The sequence below is a fragment of the Nitratireductor sp. J20-h4 genome (assembly GCF_056780505.1).
This window is the reverse complement of record NZ_CM165557.1, coordinates 3,443,156-3,464,050: the sequence shown is the minus strand read 5'-3', so window position 1 is coordinate 3,464,050 and position 20,895 is coordinate 3,443,156. Positions and strand designations below refer to the sequence as shown.

At 64.8% G+C, this 20,895-nt stretch carries 20 protein-coding genes; 13 read left to right on the top strand and 7 right to left on the bottom strand.

Annotated features, from left to right (window positions below):
• Positions 1 to 3: 3 nt before the first annotated feature.
• From ACT2B0_RS16585 to ACT2B0_RS16525, 13 genes are all read left to right on the top strand, one after another.
• Positions 4 to 162 carry a DUF7697 family protein gene (locus tag ACT2B0_RS16585; RefSeq protein ID WP_473459334.1) on the top strand — a complete coding sequence of 53 codons (159 nt, stop codon included), beginning with the start codon at positions 4 to 6 and terminating at the stop codon, positions 160 to 162.
• Entirely contained in the window at positions 155 to 2,572 is a 2,418-nt protein-coding gene (locus ACT2B0_RS16580) for a phage tail tape measure C-terminal domain-containing protein (RefSeq protein ID WP_473459332.1), read from the top strand. The genes ACT2B0_RS16585 and ACT2B0_RS16580 overlap by 8 nt, the downstream gene beginning before the upstream one ends.
• Entirely contained in the window at positions 2,572 to 3,198 is a 627-nt protein-coding gene (locus ACT2B0_RS16575; RefSeq protein WP_473459330.1) for a phage distal tail protein, Rcc01695 family, read from the top strand. Before ACT2B0_RS16580 ends, ACT2B0_RS16575 begins: the two co-directional genes overlap by 1 nt.
• Entirely contained in the window at positions 3,195 to 3,545 is a 351-nt protein-coding gene (locus ACT2B0_RS16570; RefSeq protein ID WP_473459328.1) for a hypothetical protein, read from the top strand. The genes ACT2B0_RS16575 and ACT2B0_RS16570 overlap by 4 nt, the downstream gene beginning before the upstream one ends.
• Positions 3,538 to 3,669 carry a hypothetical protein gene (locus tag ACT2B0_RS16565; protein WP_473459326.1) on the top strand — a complete coding sequence of 44 codons (132 nt, stop codon included), beginning with the start codon at positions 3,538 to 3,540 and terminating at the stop codon, positions 3,667 to 3,669. Before ACT2B0_RS16570 ends, ACT2B0_RS16565 begins: the two co-directional genes overlap by 8 nt.
• 4 nt (positions 3,670 to 3,673) lie before the next feature.
• Positions 3,674 to 4,333 carry a lysozyme gene (locus ACT2B0_RS16560; protein ID WP_473459324.1) on the top strand — a complete coding sequence of 220 codons (660 nt, stop codon included), beginning with the start codon at positions 3,674 to 3,676 and terminating at the stop codon, positions 4,331 to 4,333.
• Positions 4,334 to 4,387: 54 nt separating this feature from the next.
• Complete coding sequence (locus ACT2B0_RS16555; RefSeq protein ID WP_473459322.1) at positions 4,388 to 4,567, top strand: hypothetical protein; 180 nt, start codon at positions 4,388 to 4,390, stop codon at positions 4,565 to 4,567.
• A gap of 86 nt (positions 4,568 to 4,653) precedes the next feature.
• The gene (locus ACT2B0_RS16550; RefSeq protein ID WP_473459320.1) at positions 4,654 to 4,884 is read left to right on the top strand and encodes a hypothetical protein; all 231 of its coding nucleotides are present in this window, start codon (positions 4,654 to 4,656) and stop codon (positions 4,882 to 4,884) included.
• A gap of 126 nt (positions 4,885 to 5,010) precedes the next feature.
• A complete protein-coding gene (locus tag ACT2B0_RS16545) occupies positions 5,011 to 5,895 on the top strand; it encodes a DUF2163 domain-containing protein (RefSeq protein WP_473459318.1) in 885 nt (294 codons plus the stop codon).
• Positions 5,892 to 6,326, top strand: coding sequence for an NlpC/P60 family protein (locus tag ACT2B0_RS16540; RefSeq protein WP_473459316.1), 435 nt, complete (start codon positions 5,892 to 5,894; stop codon positions 6,324 to 6,326). Before ACT2B0_RS16545 ends, ACT2B0_RS16540 begins: the two co-directional genes overlap by 4 nt.
• Before the next feature lie 9 nt (positions 6,327 to 6,335).
• Entirely contained in the window at positions 6,336 to 10,301 is a 3,966-nt protein-coding gene (locus tag ACT2B0_RS16535; protein WP_473459314.1) for a baseplate multidomain protein megatron, read from the top strand.
• 9 nt (positions 10,302 to 10,310) lie between these two features.
• Complete coding sequence (locus tag ACT2B0_RS16530; RefSeq protein WP_473459312.1) at positions 10,311 to 11,387, top strand: DUF2793 domain-containing protein; 1,077 nt, start codon at positions 10,311 to 10,313, stop codon at positions 11,385 to 11,387.
• 120 nt (positions 11,388 to 11,507) lie between these two features.
• On the top strand, positions 11,508 to 11,777 hold the full coding sequence (locus ACT2B0_RS16525; protein ID WP_473459310.1) for a hypothetical protein: 270 nt from the start codon (positions 11,508 to 11,510) through the stop codon (positions 11,775 to 11,777).
• Here the strand turns inward: ACT2B0_RS16525 and ACT2B0_RS16520 are convergent.
• From ACT2B0_RS16520 to ACT2B0_RS16490, 7 genes are all read right to left on the bottom strand, one after another.
• On the bottom strand, positions 11,769 to 12,716 hold the full coding sequence (locus ACT2B0_RS16520; protein ID WP_473459307.1) for a COG2958 family protein: 948 nt from the start codon (positions 12,714 to 12,716) through the stop codon (positions 11,769 to 11,771). The two genes, ACT2B0_RS16525 and ACT2B0_RS16520, sit on opposite strands and share 9 nt — an antisense overlap.
• 4 nt (positions 12,717 to 12,720) lie before the next feature.
• Positions 12,721 to 15,825, bottom strand: coding sequence for a type I restriction endonuclease subunit R (locus tag ACT2B0_RS16515; RefSeq protein ID WP_473459305.1), 3,105 nt, complete (start codon positions 15,823 to 15,825; stop codon positions 12,721 to 12,723).
• Positions 15,826 to 15,842: 17 nt separating this feature from the next.
• Positions 15,843 to 16,454 (bottom strand): hypothetical protein, encoded by a 612-nt coding sequence (locus ACT2B0_RS16510; protein WP_473459303.1) that lies wholly within the window; start codon positions 16,452 to 16,454, stop codon positions 15,843 to 15,845.
• A 1-nt stretch (position 16,455) separates the two neighbouring features.
• Positions 16,456 to 17,172 (bottom strand): restriction endonuclease subunit S, encoded by a 717-nt coding sequence (locus tag ACT2B0_RS16505; RefSeq protein WP_473459301.1) that lies wholly within the window; start codon positions 17,170 to 17,172, stop codon positions 16,456 to 16,458.
• The gene (locus ACT2B0_RS16500) at positions 17,169 to 19,343 is read right to left on the bottom strand and encodes a type I restriction-modification system subunit M (protein WP_473459299.1); all 2,175 of its coding nucleotides are present in this window, start codon (positions 19,341 to 19,343) and stop codon (positions 17,169 to 17,171) included. The genes ACT2B0_RS16505 and ACT2B0_RS16500 overlap by 4 nt, the downstream gene beginning before the upstream one ends.
• Positions 19,340 to 19,537, bottom strand: a complete 198-nt coding sequence (locus ACT2B0_RS16495; protein WP_473459297.1) for a helix-turn-helix domain-containing protein — start codon at positions 19,535 to 19,537, stop codon at positions 19,340 to 19,342. Before ACT2B0_RS16495 ends, ACT2B0_RS16500 begins: the two co-directional genes overlap by 4 nt.
• A gap of 100 nt (positions 19,538 to 19,637) precedes the next feature.
• On the bottom strand, positions 19,638 to 20,792 hold the full coding sequence (locus ACT2B0_RS16490; protein ID WP_473459295.1) for a tyrosine-type recombinase/integrase: 1,155 nt from the start codon (positions 20,790 to 20,792) through the stop codon (positions 19,638 to 19,640).
• Between the last annotated feature and the right edge of the window lie 103 nt (positions 20,793 to 20,895).

The window sequence follows — 20,895 nt, the reverse complement described above, 5'->3', positions numbered from 1 at the left end:
CGGGTGCTGCCCGGCGCGGTGATCGGCTGGGACATGTCGGCGGCGCTGGCTCTCGGTGACGCGCTCGGGGTCCCGCCCCCCGCTATGGCCGAACTGTTGCCCGTGATCGAGGCGGTGATGGTGGCCAAGCTCAACGAACAGATGGATCATTCCCATGGCTGAGAAGAGGGTCAGCGTCCGCCTCGCGGCCGTGGGCGGGAGGCAGGTGCGCGCCGAACTGGAAGGCGTCGGCGAAGCCGGATCGCGCGGCTTCGGACGGCTGAGCCGCGAGATGGAGGCGGCGAACGCCCGGCTCGCGGCTTTCTCGCGCCGGGTGCGCGTGGCCGCCGCTGCCGCCGTGGCGGCTGCGGCCGCCGCTGGCGTGGCGATGATCCGCTCCGGGCTGCAGACGGTCGATGCGCAGGCCAAGCTCGCGCAGTCGCTCGGCACCACCGTCGCCTCGATCCAGACGCTGGAGCGCGCGGGCGAGCTGGCGGGCGTTTCCATGTCCGGCATCGAGCAGGCGACCAAGGACCTGACGCGTCGTCTCAGCCAGGCGGCGGCCGGGACCGGTCCCGCCGCCGATGCGCTCGACCGGCTCGGGCTGTCGGCCAGCGAACTGATCGCCCTGCCGCTGGATCAGCGCGTGGGTGCGATCAACGCCGCCATAGAGAACTTCGTGCCCGCCGCCGAGCGCGCGGCGGTCGCGGGCCAGCTGTTCGGCGAGGAAGGCTCGATCGCCATGTCGCGGATCGACACCGCGACGCTGCGCCAGGCGACGGAGGACGTCCTCGCTTTCGGAGTCGTCGTCTCCGAGCAGGATGCCGAGCAGATCGAGCGAACCAATGATGCGATTTCCCGGCTCGGGCTGATCTGGCGCGGGCTCTCCAACCAGCTAGCCGTCGCCGCAGCCCCCGCGCTGGAAGCCGTCGCCAACGCCATGGCCGCGGTCGCGAGCCGCGCCGGGCCGCTCGGCATCGCGATCCGCGGCCTCTTCGACAACATCGGCCGCCTGGCCACCTATGCCGCCACCTTCGCTGCATTCCTCGCGGGACGCTGGGTCGCTGGAATGGCCGCTGCTGCGCTCTCCGTCCGGGGCCTCGCCACGGCGCTGGTCCTCCTGCGTGGCGCGCTGATCCGCACCGGCATCGGGGCGCTGATCGTCGGCGCGGGCGAGCTCGTCTACCAGTTCACCCGCCTCGTCTCCGGTGCGGGCGGCTTCGGCGAAGCCATGTCGCTTCTGAAGGATCTCGCGGTCGAGGTCTGGGAGCGGATCAGGATGGGTGCGGCCGCGGCGGGCGCGGCCGCCACGGCGATGTTCTTCGACCTGAAGGCCGACGCCGCCTCGGGCATGCAGAGCGCCATCGAGAGCGTCGTCAGTTTCGGGAACACGGCGGCGAACACCTTCGAGGGCGCCTACGAGGCGATCAAGGCGATCTGGGGTTTGCTGCCCGCCGCCATCGGCGATCTGGCGTTCCAGGCGGCCAACAGCCTGGTCGATGGCGTCGAGGCAATGCTGAACGGCGTGGTCTCGCGCATCAACGGCTTCATTGGCGGCATCAACCAGGGGCTGGAAGCGCTCGGGTCTGAACGCCGCATCTCGCTGGTGCCCGACCTCGACCTCGGCGAGATCGAGAACCGTTTTGAGGGCGCGGCCAGTGCCGCCACGACAGCGGCGCAGGCGGCCTTCGACCGGGCCTTCGAGGACAACCCGCTTAGCGCGCCCGATCTCGGACTGACTGAGGCAGCCGCCCGCGCGCTCGAGTCCGCGAACGTCTATCGCGGCGCCGCGCGCGATCTGGCTGAGGGTGCCCGTGCGCCGCTTGAAAGCTGGCAGGCCCTACGCGATGCCGTGCGCGGTACCGACGAGGCCAGTGCCGTTGCGCTGACCGAGGCCACCGGCGCGGCCGAGCGGCTGGAGACGGCGCTCGGCGATGCCGGGCGCGCCGCCACGGGTGCAGGCGCGGCGGCCGGAGCTGCCGCCGCTGCGGCGGAGCCCGCGACCGATGCCGCCGTCACCGGCTGGCAGGCCGTCACCGCCGCGCTGTCCGACTACGCCAGCAAGGCCCGCGAGATCGGTGGCGATATCGGCCAGAGCCTCGTTGGCGCCTTCCAGTCGGCCGAGAACGCGGTGGGCCAGTTCGTGAAGACCGGCAAGCTGAACTTCCGCGACCTGGTCACCTCGCTGCTGGCCGATCTCGCCCAGCTCGCAGCGCGGCGGTTCATCCTCGGGCCGATTGCGAATGCGCTTTCCGGCGTCTTCGCCGGCGCGGGCGGCATCTTCGCCAATGTCCTGCATACGGGCGGGATGGTCGGATCGGCCGGGCCCTCGCGCTTGGTCCCGGCCATGGCCTTCGCCGCCGCCCCACGGATGCATGGCGGTGGCATGGCGGGGCTTCGCCATGACGAGGTGCCCGCGATCCTGCAACGCGGCGAGCGCGTGCTGTCGCGGCGGGAGGCGCAGACCTACGGCGGTGGCGGCGGGGTCAACGTGACCATCATGGCGCGTGACGCCGAGAGCTTCCGGCAGTCCCGCACGCAGGTCGCCGCGGACATCGCCCGTGCGGTCTCGCTCGGGCGGAGGGGCATGTGATGGCGTTTCATGAGGTCCGGTTTCCCGACAATATCAGTCGCGGCGCGCGGGGCGGGCCGGAGCGGCGCACGCAGATCGTCGAGCTCGCCTCGGGCGACGAGGAGAGGAACGCCAGCTGGGCCAATTCGCGTCGCCGCTACGACGTCGCCTATGGCATTCGCCGCGCCGACGATCTGGCGGCGGTGATTGCCTTCTTCGAGGCGCGCAACGGTCGGCTCCACGGTTTCCGCTTCAAGGACTGGGCCGACCACAAGTCCTGCCTGCCCTCTGGGACGCCATCGCCCACCGACCAAGCGATCGGCACCGGCGATGGCGCGACGACCGCCTTCCAGCTGGTGAAGCGCTACGCCTCGGGCGCGCAGTCCTGGACGCGCGCCATCGCGAAGCCGGTGGCGGGCAGCGTGCGCATCGCGCTGTCGGGCGTCGAGCAGCCCTCCGGCTGGTCGGTCGACACCACCACCGGTGTCGTCACCTTCAGCGCCGCGCCGGGCGCTGGCGTCGCCGTCACAGCGGGCTTCGAGTTCGAGGTGCCCGTCCGTTTCGACACCGACGCGCTCGACGTGACGCTCGACCTCGAGCGGCTCGGCTCGATCACCTCCATTCCGCTTCTGGAGATCCGGCGATGAACGACACCGGCAGCTTCGTTGCGGCCGTGCTGCGCGAACTTGCGGCCTCGACCGCCGTGATCCTCGCCGCCTGGGGCGCACTCGGCGGCGCGACGAACGCACTGACCACGAAGATGCGGCTGCGCGATGCGCTGCGGCATATCCTGCTCGGCGGGCTGATCGCGGCCGGGATGGGCAGCCTCTCCATGGCCGTGATCACCGCCTGGCTCAGCCTTCCGCCCGAAGCGATCCCCGCGGGCGGGGCGGCTGGCTCGGCCGCCTATCTTGTCGGGGTCTTCGGCCCGGCCTTCATCGAGATGCTGCTGGCCCGCCTCCGCCGCGCCAAGCAGGGCGACGGCGATGAATGATCTCATCCGCCTCGCGCGCTCCCTTCGCTGCGACCCTGCCGACCCCCGGCAGGCCTTTGCTCATCGCCTGCGCATCGGCCTCGCCGTCGCGGCTCTGATCCTGATCCTCTCGCTCCTCCGGTAATCCCATGCACATGACCGACCGGGGCCTGCTGGCCCTCGTCCGGCACGAAGGACTCGTGCCCGGACCCTATCTCGATGTGAAACAGGTCTGGACCTTCGGCATCGGCCATACGGCCGCGGCCGGACCTCCCGATCCGGCCACCATGCCGCGCGGCATGCCCGGCGATCTCGATGCCGGGATCCGCGAGGCGTTCCGGGTCTTCCGGGCCGACCTCGCGCGTTACGAGACAGCCGTCCTGCGTGCCGTGAAGGTACCGCTGACGCCGCACGAGTTCGATGCGCTGGTCAGCTTTCACTACAACACCGGCGGCATCGCCAAGGCTGCGCTGACCCGCCACCTCAATGCCGGCAATCGCGTTGCAGCCGCCGACGCGTTTCTGAACTGGCGGCGTCCTGCCTCGATCATTCCGCGCCGCGAAGCCGAGCGCGACCTGTTCCGGCATGGCCGCTATCCCGGCGGCACGATCCCGGTCTGGTCCGTGGACCGCACGGGCCGCGTGGACTTTTCGCGGCCGATCCGTCGCCTGACCGAGGATGAGGCTCTGGCGCTGCTGCGGCCGTCGCCGCTGCCGAGGCCACCGGCCCTCGATCCTGCGCCCGACGTGCCGAACGGCTGGCTCGCCCGGCTTGCCGGCTTCTTCTCCACCCTGATCCGGAGGGCCTGACTCATGCGCTACGTCCGACCCAACTCGCTCACCTGGTGGGCGGGACTTCTCGCCATGCTCACCGGCATCGCCTCCCTCGCGCTGCCCGCCACTGAGCCGCTCGGGGAACTGTCCCGGCTCGTCGCGCTGCTCGCCGGCTCTGGCGATGCCTCGCCCGCGGGGCTGATGTTCCTCGGGCTCGGCCTCATAGGCCTGCGCGACCGGATCGAGCGCGGTTTCCGCGGCGATGCTTGAGTTCATCGCCGGCCTGGTCGTGGGCGGCTGCCTCGGAGTCTTCGTCGCAGCCCTCTGCGTCGCCGCCGCGCGCGGGGAGCGGGACGATGGCTGATCTCCTGATCTGGGTGATCGCGGCTCTGGGCGCCGTCGGGGGCGTCGTCCTCGGCCGGGTCTGGGGCCGCGTGGAAGGGAAGCGCGAAGGCAAACGGGAGGCGGAACAAGATGCGATCGAAGACAAGAACAAGCGCGTCGAGAGGGGTCGCGACGCGGTTCGTGACGGCCGCGGCGCTGGCGATCCCGCTGACCGGCTGCGCCGTAACGACGGGCGCTGGTGATGCAGGCTGTGCCTCCTATGCCGAGGCGCGGCTCGCCCGGCCAGATGCCGAGACCGTCGCGGAGGTTCCGCCGGACTGGGCGAACTGGATCGCCGATCTCGACGACCGCATGACGGGAACCTGCCGATGAAATCCCTCTCGCCAGCCCTGCAGGCCCATCTCGACGAGGGCACGACGACGCTCGCCTGGTGCTGGCGGATCGCCCGCGCCGACGGCGTCACCTTCGGCTTCACCGACCACGACCGGACGCTCGCCTTCGACGGCACCGACTTCGAGCCCGAGAGCGGGCTGACCGCCTCCGAGGTGCGCTCGGGTTCGGATCTGTCGGTCGACGCGCAGGACGCCGAGGGCGTGCTGACCTCCGACCGGATCACCGAGACCGACATCCTCGACGGGCGCTGGGACAACGCCGAGGTCGAGGTCTGGCGGGTGAATTGGGCCGATACGAGCCAGCGCGTCCTCATGCGACGCGGCGCCATCGGCCAGATCAGGCGCGGCCGGCTGGCCTTCGTCGCCGAGGTCCGCTCGCTCGCCCACGTCCTCGGCCAGACGGTGGGGCGGACGTTTCAGGCGACCTGTGACGCCGCGCTGGGGGATGCGCGCTGCGGCGTCGATCTCGAGGACCCGGCCTACAAGGGCGCGGGTGCGGTGATCGATCTGCTGCGGGATCGCGCCTTCACCGCCTCCGGGCTTAGCGGCTTCACCTCAGGCTGGTTCGCCTTCGGCACGCTGGACTGGACGAGCGGCGCGAACACGGGACGGCGCACCGAAGTGCTGGGCCATGACGTGACGGACGGCGTGGCAATACTGACCCTGCTTGAGGCGCCAGTGCGGTCCATTGCCGAAAGCGATGCCTTCACCATTCGCGCTGGCTGCGACAAGCGCATGGAGACCTGCGGGGCGAAGTTCGCGAACACAGCCAACTTCCGTGGTTTCCCGCACATTCCCGGCCAGGACGCGGTGCTGCGCTATGCCACCAAGGACGGTGGGCACGAGGGGTCGGTGCTGTGACCTCCGCCGATCCCACCCGCGTCATCGGCATCGCGCGGTCATGGCTCGGCACACCGTACCACGACCAGGCGAGCCTACGCGGCGTCGGCTGCGATTGCCTCGGGCTGGCCCGGGGCGTCTGGCGAGAGGTCGTCGGCCCCGAGCCGTTCCCGATCCCGCCCTATAGCCGCGACTGGGGCGAGACGGGCCCGCGCGAGGTTCTGGCCGAGGGCGCACGGCGGATGATGATCGAGGTGTCGCCCGCCGAGGCAGGCTCCGGCGCGCTGGTGCTGTTCCGCATGAAGCCGCGCGCCATCGCCAAGCATGTCGGGATCCTCACCGGGCCTGACACCTTTCTGCATGCTTACGAGCGGCTCGGCGTGATCGAGGAACCGCTCACCCCATCCTGGCGGCGGCGCATCGCTTTCGCCTTCCTCTTCCCGCAACGCTGAGATCCGACCATGGCCACCCTCGTACTCGGTGCCGCTGGCGCCGCCATCGGCGGGTCGATCGGCGGCGCGATCCTCGGTGTCAGCGCCGCGACCATCGGCGGCTTCATCGGCTCCACCATCGGCTCGGTCGTCGACAGCTGGATCATCTCGTCGCTGGCGCCGACGCAGCGCATCGAGGGCGCGCGGCTCGACACGCTGCGCATCACCTCCGCCACCGAGGGCGCGGTCATCCCGCGGCTCTACGGTAGGATGCGCATGGGCGGCAACATCATCTGGGCGACGGATTTCCGCGAGGAGACGAGGACCACCACGCAGGGCGGCGGCAAGGGCGGCGGGGGCGGTAAGGTCAGGACGACCGAGTATCTGTACTACGCCTCCTTCGCCGTGGCGCTCTGCGAGGGCCCGATCACCGGCATCGGCCGCATCTGGGCCGACGGCAAGCCCATGGACCTCTCCGGCGTCACCTGGCGCTGGTATCCGGGCGACCAGGCGCAGACGGCGGACCCGTTCATCGCCTCGAGGATGGGCGCGGCCAGCACGCCCGCCTATCGCGGCACGGCTTACGTGGTCTTCGAGGAGCTGGCGCTCTCCACCTACGGTAACCGCCTGCCGCAGCTTTCCTTCGAGGTCTTCCGCCCGCTGGCCGACCCCGACACCGCCGAGGGACTGGTGCAAGCCGTGACGATGATCCCGGCCTCGGGCGAGTTCACCTATGCCACGCAGGCGATCCGCAAGACCGATGGCGGCGCGACGGTGCCCGAGAACCTGAACGCGCTGGCCGACTCCACCGACATGGTCGAAGCGCTCGACCGGCTGCAGGCGATGGCCCCGGCGGTCGAGAGCGTCAGCCTCGTCGTCGCGTGGTTCGGCGACGATCTGCGTGCGGGATCCTGCAAGGTGCGGCCTGGTGTCGAGGTGTCGGCCAAGTCAACCACGCCCGCCAGCTGGTCGGTGAACGGCGTCAGCCGCGCCAATGCATTCCTCGTCAGCCGCGACGACCAGGATCGTCCCGTCTATGGCGGCACGCCGTCCGATTTCGCGGTGGTGCAGGCGATCCAGGAGATGAAGGCGCGCGGGCTGCGGGTCACCTTCTATCCGTTCATCCTGATGGATGTGCCTCCCGGCAACAGCCTGCCGAACCCCTATTCCGACAACGCCGCCGGGACCGGCCAGCCCGCGTTCCCCTGGCGGGGGCGGATCACCTGTTCACCAGCGGCGGGATATGCTGGATCGGTCGACAAGACGGCGACGGCCGCCACGCAGGTGGCGGCGCTGTTCGGCGCGGCCACGCCCGCCAGCTTCAGCGTCTCGGGTGAGAGCGTCAGCTGGACCGGGCCATCCGGCGACTGGGGCCTGCGCCGCATGGTGCTGCACTACGCCCATCTCTGCGCGGCGGCGGGCGGGGTCGATGCCTTCCTCATCGGGACCGAGATGCCGGGGCTGACGACGATCCGCTCGGGCGCCAGCACCTATCCCGCCGTGCAGGCCTATCGGGATCTGCTCGCGGATGTGCGGTCCATCCTCGGGTCCGGGACCAAGTTCGGCTATGCGGCGGACTGGAGCGAGTATTTCGGGCACCAGCCGGGCGACGGAAGTGGCGACGTGTTCTTCCACCTCGATCTGCTCTGGGCCGATCCGGACATCGACTTCGTCGGGATCGACAACTACATGCCACTCTCCGATTGGCGCGACGGGTTCGAGCATCTCGACGCGGCCGAGGGCTGGCCCGCGATCTACGACCGGGCCTACCTGCAGGGGAACATCGCGGGCGGCGAAGGCTACGACTGGTTCTATGCCTCGGCCGCCGACCGCACAGCGCAGATCCGGACCGCGATCACCGACGGCGCCGCCAGCAAGCCGTGGGTGTTCCGCTACAAGGATCTGCGCGCCTGGTGGTCGAACCCGCACTATAATCGCCCGGGTGGGGTCGAGAGCGGAACGCCGACGGCATGGGTGCCCGAGTCCAAGCCGATCTGGTTCACCGAGCTCGGCTGCCCGGCCATAGACCGCGGCACCAATCAGCCGAACGTTTTCTTCGATCCGAAGTCGTCCGAGAGTTTCACGCCGCATTTCTCGCGGGGCTGGCGCGATGACGCCATCCAGCGCGCCTATCTCGAGGCGACGTATCTCTGGTGGGGCGAGGCCGCGAACAACCCGCTGTCGTCGGTCTATGGCGGCCGGATGGTCCACGTCCCCGAATGCGCCGCCTGGACCTGGGACGCGCGGCCCTATCCGTTCTTTCCGGCGCTGACCGACGTCTGGACGGACGGCGCGAACTGGCGGCTCGGCCACTGGCTGACGGGGCGGCTCGGGGCGGTGTCGCTGGCGGCGCTCGTCCGCCACCTATGCCTGCGCGCCGGGCTGCAAGAGTCCCTTATCGACGTTTCCGGCCTCTGGGGCGCGGTCGAAGGCTACGCCATCACGGCGCTGGAAAGCCCGCGCGCCTCGATCACCGCGCTGTCGCGGCATTTCGGGTTCGACGCCGTGGAGACCGAGGGCGTGATCCGGTTCATCATGCGCGGGCGGGCCCCCGTCGCCACCCTCTTGGCCGACGACTTGGTGGCCGCCCGCGAGGGTGACATCCTCGAGTTCACGCGCGGCCAGGAGACCGAACTGCCGCAGGCCTTAAAATGGCAGGTCGCTCGTGCCGACGAGGATTACGACGCCGCCCTCGTCGAGGCGCGGCGCATCACCGTGGACACGACGCGGATCGCGTCCGAGTCCTTCCCGATGGCGGTGCCGCCCGAAGAGGCCGAGCGCCGCTGCCGCCGCGCATTGATGGAGGCGTGGGTGGGCCGGGAGACGGCGGCGTTCCGTCTGCCGCCCTCGCGGCTCGCGCTCGATCCGGCCGATGCGATCCGGCTGGAGCATGACGGGCGGCTGGTCGATCTGCGGCTGGTGTCCATCGCCGACGCCGAGGCGCGCGGCATCGAGGCGGTCCGCCAGGACCGCGCGACCTACGACCTGCCGCCCGGAGACCCTCGCGCGGCGTCGTTGACGCGCGCCGTGGTGTTCGGCGCGCCGGACGCGGTGCTGATGGACCTGCCGCAGCTGACCGAGGAGCAACCCGCGCATCGACTTTTTGTCGCCGTGCACGCGGTTCCCTGGCCCGGCGAGATGGCGGTGTTTCGCAGCCCTTCGACCGATGGCTTCGAGTTGCTGACGACGTTCGGCAGCCGCGCCGGGATCGGCACGCTGGTCTCCGACCTCTACTCGGGGCCAACCTCGCGCTTCGATCTCGGCAATGCGCTGGTCGTCGATCTGCTGACCGGCACGCTGGAAAGCGTCACGGACCTGACGCTGTTCGGCGGGGCGAACGCGCTGGCCATCGAGAGCGCGCCCGGCGTCTGGGAGATCGTCCAGGCGGGCGCGGCCGAGCTGCTGGCACCCAGCCGGTACCGGCTGACCCGCTTGCTGCGCGGCCAGCGCGGCACCGAAGGTGGGATGGGCAACCCGGCGCCCGCTGGCGCGCGGGTCGTCGTGCTGGACACCGCGCTCGCACCGCTGCCGATCGCGGAGGCCGATCTCGGGATCCCGTGGAACTGGCGCATCGGCCCGGCGAGCCGCCCGGTCAGCGACGAGACCTACATCGCGCAGTCCTTTGCGCCCGAGGGCGTCGGGCTGCGACCCTTCTCGGTCGCCCATGTCGAGCAGCCATGGCGCACGCCGCGCAGTCCCGGAGATCTGACGATCCGCTGGACGCGCCGGTCCCGTGCGCTCGCGGCCGACAGCTGGGGCGGGCTCGAGGTTCCGCTGGCTGAGGAACTGGAAGCCTACGAGGTGGAGATCCTCGACGGCGCCACCGTGAAGCGGGTGCTGTCTTCGACCGCCACCAGCGCGGTCTACACCGCCGCTCAACAGACCGCCGACTGGGGCGCGCCGCTCGGCCCTGGCGAAAGCCTCACGATCCGCATCTTCCAGCTCTCCGCCCTCGTCGGGCGGGGCGCGCCGAAATCCGTCACGCTGACATTCTGAGGCCATTCCATGTCCGACGCCACGACCCACCTCCTGCTGCCCTACATCCTGGCGGCGCAGGCCCAGAAGCATGTCACCCACAACGAGGCGCTGCGGATCCTCGACGGGCTCGTCCAGCTCTCCGTCCTCGACCGGGACCTGACCGGGCCGCCTGGAGGCCTCGCCGACGGCGACCGCTACATCGTCGCCTCGGGCGCGACGGGCGACTGGGCGGGCTGGGACCTGAACGTCGCACTCTGGACCGATGGCGCCTGGCTCCGCCTGCCGCCTCGGACCGGCTGGCGGGCGTGGGTCGAGGACGAGGCTCTGCTGCTGGTCTACGACGGGTCCGGCTGGGTCAGCACCACGCCTGCGGCGCTGCAGAGCCTCGCTCTGCTTGGGCTCGGCACGACTGCGGATGCGTCGAACCCGTTCTCGGCAAAGCTGAACGCCGCACTCTGGACCGCGAAGACCGTCGCCGAGGGCGGCACCGGCGATCTGTTCTACACGATGAACAAGGAGGCTGCGGGCGACGATCTCGGTCTGACGCTCCAGACCGGCTTCGTGACCAAGGCGCTGGTCGGGCTGTTCGGCTCGGACAGGTTCCGGCTTGCGGTCTCGGCCGACGGCAGCACCTTCTTCGACGGGCTCAGCGTCGACAACGCCACCGGCATCGTCGACCAGCCCCGGCTCCCGCGGTTCAAGGCGTACACGAACTACGACAACTATGTCGGCGTCGGCACCTGGACGAAGATCGGCCTCAACAACACCGACTACAACGATCAGGGCGCCTTCGACGCCGCGAACAACCACTTCGTGGCGCCGGTGGACGGCACTTACCTGTTCGGCGCAACGCTGCTCTACAAGATCAACGCAAGCGCCACGGCCCGCATGCGCGGACGGCTCGTGCTGAACGGCGCCACGGAAATCCGCGGCTCCCTCGGCGAAATCTCAGCCACCCATGTCTCGCTCGCCACCGCGATCTGGCTGCAGACCATGGTGCCGCTGACCGCGGGCGATACCGTCGAGCTGCAGGGGTATTTCCGGGTCGCGGACGGCTACTTCGCCGCGGACCACACGTCGTTCTGGGGCTGCAAGATTGGCTGAGTCAAGGTTACGCGTCCCAGCTCGCAGAGGTGCGATCTGAACTTGATATATCCCCGAAAGAGAGCGTGTGTTGAGTGCGCCAAGAGAGTAGATTCAATGAGCTCTAGAAATTCGAAGAAGGTGATTGAAGATATCGTTTCGGAGGGGGTTTCGCCCGCCGAAATCGAGCGACTTCTGGATGTCGCAGCTTACGCCGTCGAAAAAATCGCACCAACATTAGCGCGCTCTGCGACATTCCTGTTGTCCGATTTTCGCTCCCGGCGCTTTCATGCGCTATCCGATTTTGAGCTTACCGTGGCGCGAGGTTCGACTACCAGCCCAAACCTCTGGACGGCTGATTTTCGCGACAAGGATCGCAGGCTCTTCGTCTGCCTTTCAATTTCAGCCTAGCTGCTCACCTTCCGAAATATCCCAATCTTTCGGACGAGGGTCTCCCGTTTGGTGAAACTGGCGAACAAGCTTGATAAACTGTAAGAAATCTTTGTTTTCACGAGTCAGTCGATTGCAGGTCGCCCAATCAACTTCGAGGCGCTCCCTCGCCGGAATAAGAATCTGGCTCTCGGCGGGATTCTCTGGATCAATCTGGATCAAGCCGATCCCATGCAGCGAGAAGAGCATCCTGAGTTCCTTCATGGTATCGGCTCCCTCTACCTCCGCAGCTACGAGGTATCCAAAGTTGGCCCAAGAGGAATTCGAAACAGCTTGGAAGAAAGCCTCGCGCAGATTCGATCTGTTTAAAAGAAGCTTAACCTCAAGAGACCACAGCTTCGTTTTCTTGTCCGCATACTCCTTGACTGCACCCTTGATCTCTTGGTGCCAATCAGCGGTTAAATCCTCCATCCCGACGAGGTCAGGATATAGCCACTTGTTGCCCCTTGGCCCCTGCTTATTTGAAGATTTCTTCTCATCAATGCGCTTAGAATAAACACCAAGCTCTGACCAAAGATATTCTGAGACGATAGGATAAAGGTCGCTTTCCTTGAGCGATGTCGCGCCTGATACAAGAGTTGCATCAGTCCCCTCTGTTTCCACCTCGTCAACTTCTGCTTGATCCGTCTTAGCAGTCCAGTAGTATTGGCGAGGCCGACCTTCAGTTGTCTTTATCTGTGGGTTTCGCTTCTGTAGTGCCGGCCTCTGCGATCCTATCTCCGCGACGAGCTGTTGAACGAGGTCGGCGTCGCTCTGAATGAAGGTGCTCTTGGCTTTTTTGTCTTGGCATTCTGCTGGGTAATTCTCGAAAACCCATTCGGCAATCTGGCGTGCCGTGAATTTCTGTTCGGAGCGGCCGGCGAGGAAATCAACAACGGTTTTCGCAAGATTGAGACCCATCGGATCACCCCCCTTCGCGCGTGCGTTGCGGCGAGGTAGCTCGACCGGCGGGATTCCCACCCTGTTCAATGCCTCCGCGAATCTTCTCGTAGACCTCCCGGACGAGGTGCTCGGTCGCAATGCCCCGGAAGGAATCGTCGTTCATCAGCCGAGCAAAAATCTCCTCGTTTCCCTCCATCCGTTCAATAAACAGGCCTTCAAGCATCTTATTGAACACGAAAGAGAAGTTCTCCAACGTGTTTACGCGTGCTGCCTCCTTAAGCTTCTCATTCGCGGCGGCGGTTTCGGTCACCTGGTCGAAAAACAACTGATCTGCTGGCGTGAATTGAGTCCCGAACCGCTCATTCAGCTTGATGATGAGTGAGGACAGCAAGACATCTTCGTCGTGGCTCTTTCCTGTCCCGACTTCGGTCGGCCCCTTCAACGGGTCGGGTTCACCTGCCTTGAGATCGATCGCTCCTTCGCTGATCTTCTGAAGGCGATAAAACTTCAGCGCAACATCGTCTTCTACCTGATAGTCTCTGTCGTCTGGGGTGAGCGGTAACTTGGTCAACAAGAAGCGGCTATAAGTATAGAGCTTCTCCAGATCAGAGTCCTGATACGGGATGATTTGCGACAGGAAGGCATAAAGCTTTCGGAAGCTCGACAGCTGCCCCTTGAATTGACCCTGATCGTCTTCGCTCAGTTCCACGTATCTCTGAACGGCCTCATCCAAAATGGCGTTCAGTTTCTGATGATCACCCGGAGTGGGTTCCCTGCGGTTTCGGAACCAGATGTCGCAGAAGGCGTTAATTTCGTGATCTTCAAAAACACGCCACTCCTCCAACCGGTTTTTCAGATCGTAAAGCTGGTGTGGATCGTTGGCTTCACCGGTGGGCGTGACCTCGTAGTAGGGCTTGAAGGCGTTGAATATCTCGTCGCGCTCATTCACGAAGTCGAGCACGAAGGTATCCTCCTTACCTGTTGTCACCCGGTTTAGTCGGGAAAGCGTCTGAACCGCTTGCACACCAGCAAGGCGCTTATCGACGTACATGGTGTGCAGCAGAGGTTGATCGAAGCCGGTCTGGTATTTCTCTGCTACAAGAAGCACCTGGAATTCCTCCGACGCGAATTTATCGGGGAGTTCGCTCTCCTTGATGCCACAGTTCATACCGACTTCGGTGTAATGCGAGTCCGGGATGTCCGGATCGATCACAGTTCCCGAGAATGCGACGAGGGATCGGATATCGGTATAACCCTTGTCGCGGATGTACTTGTCGAAGGCGAGCTTATAGCGCACCGCGTGTAAGCGTGAGCCCGTCACCACCATTGCCTTGGCTCGTCCACCAATCTTGTGCTTGGTGAACTGGCGGAAGTGCTCAACGATCACCTCGACCTTCTGTGCGACGTTATGCGGATGCAGGCTCATGAAGCGAGCGAGGGCCTTCGCAGCCTTCCGCTGGGGGACGTCCGGGTCATCCTCGACGGATTTGATGAGGCCGTAGTAGGTCTTGTAGGTCGTGTAGTGAGCGAGGACGTCCATGATGAAGCCCTCGTCGATCGCCTGCCTCATGCTGTAGTGGTGGAAGGGCGGTCTTCCGGCTGGACCCGGTTCGTTGAAGACCGCCAGCGTCTTGAACTTGGGCGTCGCTGTGAAGGCAAAGAAGCTGATGTTGGGCTGCGACGGGCGCTTCAGCATCTCCCGGAGGAGCTCTTGCTTCGCCTCGTCGGATAAATCGTCCTCCTCGAGGTCGAGAAGCTGCGCTGCCATGGCAGCTTCGATGCCCTCCTTGTTGAGGATCTTGCGGAGCTCCATCGCCGTTTCGCCGCTCTGCGAGCTGTGGGCCTCGTCCACGATGACGGCGAAGCGCTTCCCTTCGGTGCTGACCTCAACGCTCTCACCGTTCTTAGCCAGAGTCTCCAGCGCCTGCGTGATGAACGGGAACTTCTGGATCGTCGAAATGACGATCGGCACGCCTCCGGACAGCGCCTTCGCAAGCTGCTGCGTGTTCTCGTCGATCTTCTGTACGACGCCCTGCTTGTGCTCGAACTGATAGATCGTGTCCTGCAGCTGCTGATCCAGGACGCGCCGGTCGGTGATGACCACGATCGTGTCGAAGACTTTCTGGTCGTTGTCGTCGTGCAGGCTCGCTAGCCGGTGCGCGAGCCAGGCGATGGAGTTCGACTTGCCCGAGCCCGCGGAATGCTGGATCAGGTAGTTGTGGCCCGAGCCCTTGGCCTTGGCGTCCTGAACAAGCCGCCTCACTGCGTCGATCTGGTGGTAACGCGGGAAGATCATCGTCTCCTTGACGTGGCGCTTGATCCCTTTTTCCGTCACCACCTGCCGCTCCTCGACTTGGAGGTGAAGGAAGCGCGCCAGGGTGTCCATCAAGCTGTCGCGCGTCAGAACCTCATCCCACAGGTAGGATGTCTTGTACTTTCCCGGCCGGGCGGGCGGATTGCCGGCCGCGTGGTTGTCCCCACGGTTGAAGGGCAGGAACACGGTTTCCTTGCCAGCCAGTTTCGTCGTCATGAACACGAGGTCCGGATCGACCGCGAAATGGACCAGCGCCCGTTGCTTGAATGCGAAGATCGGCTCCCTCGGGTCTCGGTCGAAGCGGTACTGCCGCTTGGCATGCTCCACCGTCTGCCCCGTCATCGGGTTTTTCAGCTCCATCGTGACGACCGGCAGGCCATTCACAGCGAGCACCACATCGAGGGAGAGCTCGGGCCGCTTCTCGCTGAAGTGCACCTGGCGATAGACGCGCAGACGGTTCTTCCCGAAATCCGCGGTCGCCTCGGGGTTCATGCCCGTGTTGGGGGCGAAGTAGGCAAGGCGGAAGGTCTTGCCGAAGCACTTGAACCCGTGGCGCAGGACGTTCAGAACGCCCTTGGAGGCCAGCTCCTTTGTGAGGGAGGTCAGTAGGGCATCGGCTGCACCTGCGCCGTGGAAATCAACCAGCGTTTGCCAGCGAGAGGGCTGCGAGTCCTGGATGAACCCGATCACGTCGTCGGGGAAGAGGGCGCGCTCCGCATCGAACGATCCGGGAGCGCCTTTCTGAAATCCGCCCTCGGTGGTGAGCGCGACCTCGATCGCCTCCTCGAACCGGATTTCCTTGTGCACGTTCATGGCGGCCCTCCCACGCTTTACTGAATGACCTTCACGGTAGAATTCTCCAGGTCCTTCAAATTCATCGCGTCCACTTCGTCGAAGAGATAGTGTCGGATCGACGGGTGCTTCCTCAAATACTTTCCGGTATCGTCCAGGTCCGGGGCGGGGTTCTGGCACCCGGTGAAGACATAGCACGACAGGTTGATCTTCTTCGCTTCGTCGACATAGACGCCAAGGATCTTGTGCAGGCTGCGGCACCAGGCCTCTGCGGCCCTGAGCTGCAGGAAGATGTTGTCGACCGGGATCCGGGTGGAGGCTTCCTTGAACTCGATGCAGTGGGCGTGCAGCCGCTCGCCCCGACGCTCAAAGACGACGAAGTCGCAGCGGCGGGACCAGAGGTGGCCATCGCCGTTCGTCAGGAAGTGAAACAGCGGATCGTTGCCCTGATCCAGCTTGATGGCAAAGGCGTCGTCGTCGAACTCGAGCGTCACCTTGCGGCGTCGGCGGGTCCCTTCGACTTTCTCGGATAGTACGAGCTGGTTTCCCCCAATCCCGCGGGCCTCATTGGCAAGGCAGGTCTTACCGTAACAAGCCGTGTTCAGGTAGACCTTCAGGTGGTCGAGGTAGCCGCGGGCATTAATGGTCATACTAGGCCACTCTAATCTGACCCGTCGTTGCGGCTGTCACCAAGGCGCTCTTGTACTTTCGGATCAACCCGATCCAACTATCTTCACTCGCAACGTCCAGCGCTTTCGCACCTCCAATTCGCATCACGGTAGAATCAAAGTCTTTTGTCTTTTCTTCCAGAAAATCCGCAATTGCATGTTGTTCTTCGATGGGTGGAACTAAAAGGATTGCGTTATCGATATGGTATTTGGGGAGGCCAAATCGAGTGACGCCATTTGCTGACACTTGAAATTGCCGGTTGATCGTTTCAGAGCAAAGCAGCCAGTAAAGATAACGACCAACAATATGTTCCTCATTGGGCCTAATGTGCGAAAGATGGTAGCCGCACAAAACATTATTTAGCGGCTCGCTAACGAGCGCTGGGATGGCAATATCATCCCAAGACTCAGAATCTTTCGTAATTATGACATCGCCAGGAACCAGCCTGAAGCGTTCTATTTCCTGTTCTGTTGCCGTCGCCTCCATGAAGTCGAGGTCGTCGGTTATGAATTCATTATAATAAACATCAGTGTAATTGCAGAGGCGTACGGGTATTTCGTCCTCGAATGAGTGCTTGTCTACATTGCTTGAATTATTTGATGCGACAAATTTTAGCCTCTCGACCCGCCAGTGCGACGGAACAGAATTGATCCATTGAGTGCCTGCAGGCTTGTACTCTTTATACGGCGACACGCTCACGCTACGGCCTCCTTCAGCTTCGAGAAAATGTCTGCTTCCATGGTCTTGATTGCATCTTCGATCTTCTCGAGTGGCTCTGGTGGCTCGTAGGTGTAGAAGTTCCTGTTGATCGGGATCTCGTAACCGACCTTCGTCTTCGAATAGTCGATCCAGGCGTCGTCCCAGTGCGGCAGCACCTCCCGCGCCAGGTAGTCTTCGCAGTGGTCACGGAAGAGCGCCACGAGCTCTCGGTTGTCCGCGTCCTTGTCGTAGCCGATGGGCAGCGGCATAGGCGCGTCCGCCGGCAGCGGCACAATTTCCGTGTCCCTCAACTGCGGATCGGGCTCCGGATCGCCGCTGGCGTTGAGGCAGGGATTGGCGGTCGGGTCGCGCTCGGACAGGGCGGTGAGGATGGCCTTGCGGATCGGCGCCGTGATCTTGACGCCGGGCTTCTTGAAGGCGTCATTGACGACCTCGGTGAACTCCTCCCGGTCCTTGTAGAGCGGCTCCGGATCCAGCTTGCCGAGGACCTCGAGTATCGCCGCCTGCACGGCTTCACCCGCGGCGATCTCGGCTGCGCGCGCCTTTTCGTCCTTGCGCTTCTTGCTCTCGGCCAGCTGCCTGAACGCGGTCTCGCCCTTTAGGCGCTCGATGCGGTCGGGCGATGCCTGGAAGTTCAGCCGCAGCGGGCGTTCGACGGTGAGCTTGAGGAAACCGAACTCGCGGTTGTCGAAGACCTTGCTGCAGACGCGCTCTTCCGCCGCGCCGTTGACCTGGACCTTCGACGTCTCGCCATTCACGAAGTTGGCGTAGAGGCGCGTGATCTCGGAGATGTGGTCGTCGCTGAGTTCGTTGCGCTTGTTGCCGAGGCTCTTGGTCATCTTGCGGAAGTGCCTGGTCGCATCGATGAGATGGACCTTCCCCTTGCGCGCCGCCGGCTTCCGGTTCGAGACCAGCCAGATGTAGGTAAAGATGCCGGTGTTGTAGAACAGCTGATCTGGCAAGGCGACGATGGCGTCGAGCCAGTCATTCTCGATGATCCAGCGACGGATGTTGCTTTCGCTCGGGCCCGGTTCCCCCGCGAAGAGGGGCGAACCATTGAACACGATCGCGATCTTCGACCCCTCGCCGCCCTTTTCGGGAGACGGGTGCATCTTCGAAATCATGTGCAGGAGGAACAGCAGCGCGCCATCGCTGATGCGGGGCAGCCCGGGGCCGAAGCGGCCCTTGAAGCCGAGGCTATTGTACTCCTCCTCGACCTCATCCTTCTCCGGCTTCCATTCCACGCCGAAGGGCGGGTTCGCCAGCATGTAGTGGAACTTCTTGTCCGGATGGCCGTCGAAGGTCTTGCCGTCGCCCAGCGTGTCGCCAAAGGCAATGTTGTCGACGGGCTCGTCCTTGATCAGCATGTCCGAACAGCAGATCGCCCATGACTCCTCGTTGTACTCCTGGCCGAAGAGCTCGAGGTGAGCATCGGGGTTGTGCCCGTCCCGAGTGATGTACTCTTCCGATACCGAAAGCATGCCGCCGGTGCCGCAGGTCGGGTCGTAGATCGTACGCACGATGTTCGGCGTGTAGACGTCCTCGTCCTCTGTGTAGAGGAGATGTGCCATGAGACGGATGACCTCGCGCGGGGTGAAGTGGTCCCCGGCCTCCTCGTTGGCTTGTTCGTTGAACTTCCGGACGAGCTCTTCGAAGACGTAGCCCATCTGCATGTTATCGACGCGCTTGGGGTGCAGATCGACCCCGGCGAACTCCCTGACAATCAGGAACAGGCGGTTCGCGTTATCGAGCTTTTCGATTTCTTTCTCGAACTCGAACTTGTCGAAGATCTCCTGCGCCTTGGGCGAAAAGCTCTTGATGTAGGCGACGAGGTTGCGCCCGATGTTGTCGGGGTCCCCGAGCAGCTTGGCGAAGGTGAAGGGGCTGACGTTATAGAGTGGTTGGCTCCGGTCTTTCGCGGCGATCTTCGCCAGCTTGCCGTGGATGGCACGGTCCGGCAGGCCCTGCGCCTTCAGCTTCTCATACTCTTTGAGCACGGCGTCCTTGGTGGTCTCAAGAACGCAGTCGAGGCGCCGCAGTACGGTCATCGGCAACATGACGCGTCGATACTGCGGCGGCCGGTAAGGTCCACGCAGCTTGTTTGCGATCCCAAATATGAAGTTGATGAGATCTTGCTGGGTGGCTTTCATTCGGTGTCTTTCCCGTCTTGGTTCTGAGTTGTGCTGCTCTTGGTCAGCTTCTCTATTTCGTCCTTCCGAAAGCGCCATGCGCCACCGACCTTGAAGCCGGGAAGTTTGCCCTCTGCCGCGAGGCGATAGGCCGTCTTCTCATTGATCTTGAGATACTCGGCGACCTCTCGGATCGTTAGAATTTCGATGCTCATTGGCGGCACGGCCCCTCGGGAGCGATGCTGAGAAAATAGTGGAAAATTGCGGAAGCAACAAGCGTTCTTCTCGCGGATTGGCCAGGGGCGAGCTGCCGGATCAGTTCAGGTAAGCTGAGAGGGTTCCGGACACGTCGTTTGCGGCAAGTTTCACGGGCTCGGCGGCGAGGTGGGCGTAGCGCGCCGTGGTCTGTACCTGCGTGTGGCCGAGAAGCTTGCCGATCATCGGTAGGCCCTGACCCGAGGCGACTGCGGTCGACGCGAAGGTGTGGCGCAGGTCGTGTATGCGGACGTCCTTCACCCCGGAGCGGGCGCGAAGGCGCTGCCAGAAGGGCTGGAGATCGCTCAGGCGCTTGCCCGGCAGGGTGCCGGTGATGACCCACGGGTTCTCGTCGATGCGCTGAGCGTCGCGGAGCAGATCGACGACGGGCTGGCCGAGATGGACGACCTTGGCGCCGGACTTGGAATCCGGCAGGCGCAGGACGCGCTCGGCCAGATCGACATATTCCCATTTCAGCGTCATGATCTCGTTCAGCCGACACCCAGTCAGGATCAGCAAGCGCGCGGCGAGGATGGCCGAGGGCAGTTCGATCCCCTCCACCTCCATCTCGCGCAGGACCTCGCCGATCCGGCGGAGTTCAGTCGCGCTGAGAAAGCGCTCGCGCTTCTCCTCGGGGTATTTCCGGATGTGCTTTCGCGGGTTGGTGCCGTCCGGACGCAGGCCCCACATCTCGGCGAGGCTGAACATCTTCGAGACCACTTCGAGGCAGCGGTTCGCCTGATAGGGGATGTGGCGGAGGTCGTGGTGGAACTTCGCCACGTCCGCCCGGGTGATGCCCGTGACCGTCAGCTGCCCGAGCGCGGGCAGGATGAAGCGTTCGAGGTTCCGGCGATATTCCTTGGCTGTGCTGGCCTTCACGCGGATCGCGATGTGTTCCCTGTCGAACCGCTCGGCCAGCTCCTTCACCGTGATCGCCTTGCGCCCCGCGTCCCGCTCGGCGGCGGGGTCCGCGCCGTTGCGCGCGGCGGCGACGATGGAGATGGCGCGGTTGCGCGCCTGCTCGCAGGTCAGCACCGTGCTGGGCCCGAGGCTGATCCGCCGGGACCGGCGTCCGGCGCGGTACTGGACCACGTAGCCCTTGCGCCCGCTCGGCAGCACCCGCAGCCCGAAGCCGGGGATCTCACTGTCCCAGACGAAGTATTCGGCGGAGCGGGCTTCTGCGGCGTCGACGAGGCGTTTGGTGATCCTGGGCATGGCGCTCTTCGGTGGTTCTTTTGCCGTTCCACAGTGCTGAAGCGCGGGCGACAGTCAACGAACACATTGAAATCGCGAAGAAAAAGGAAGTGGCTCGCATTTC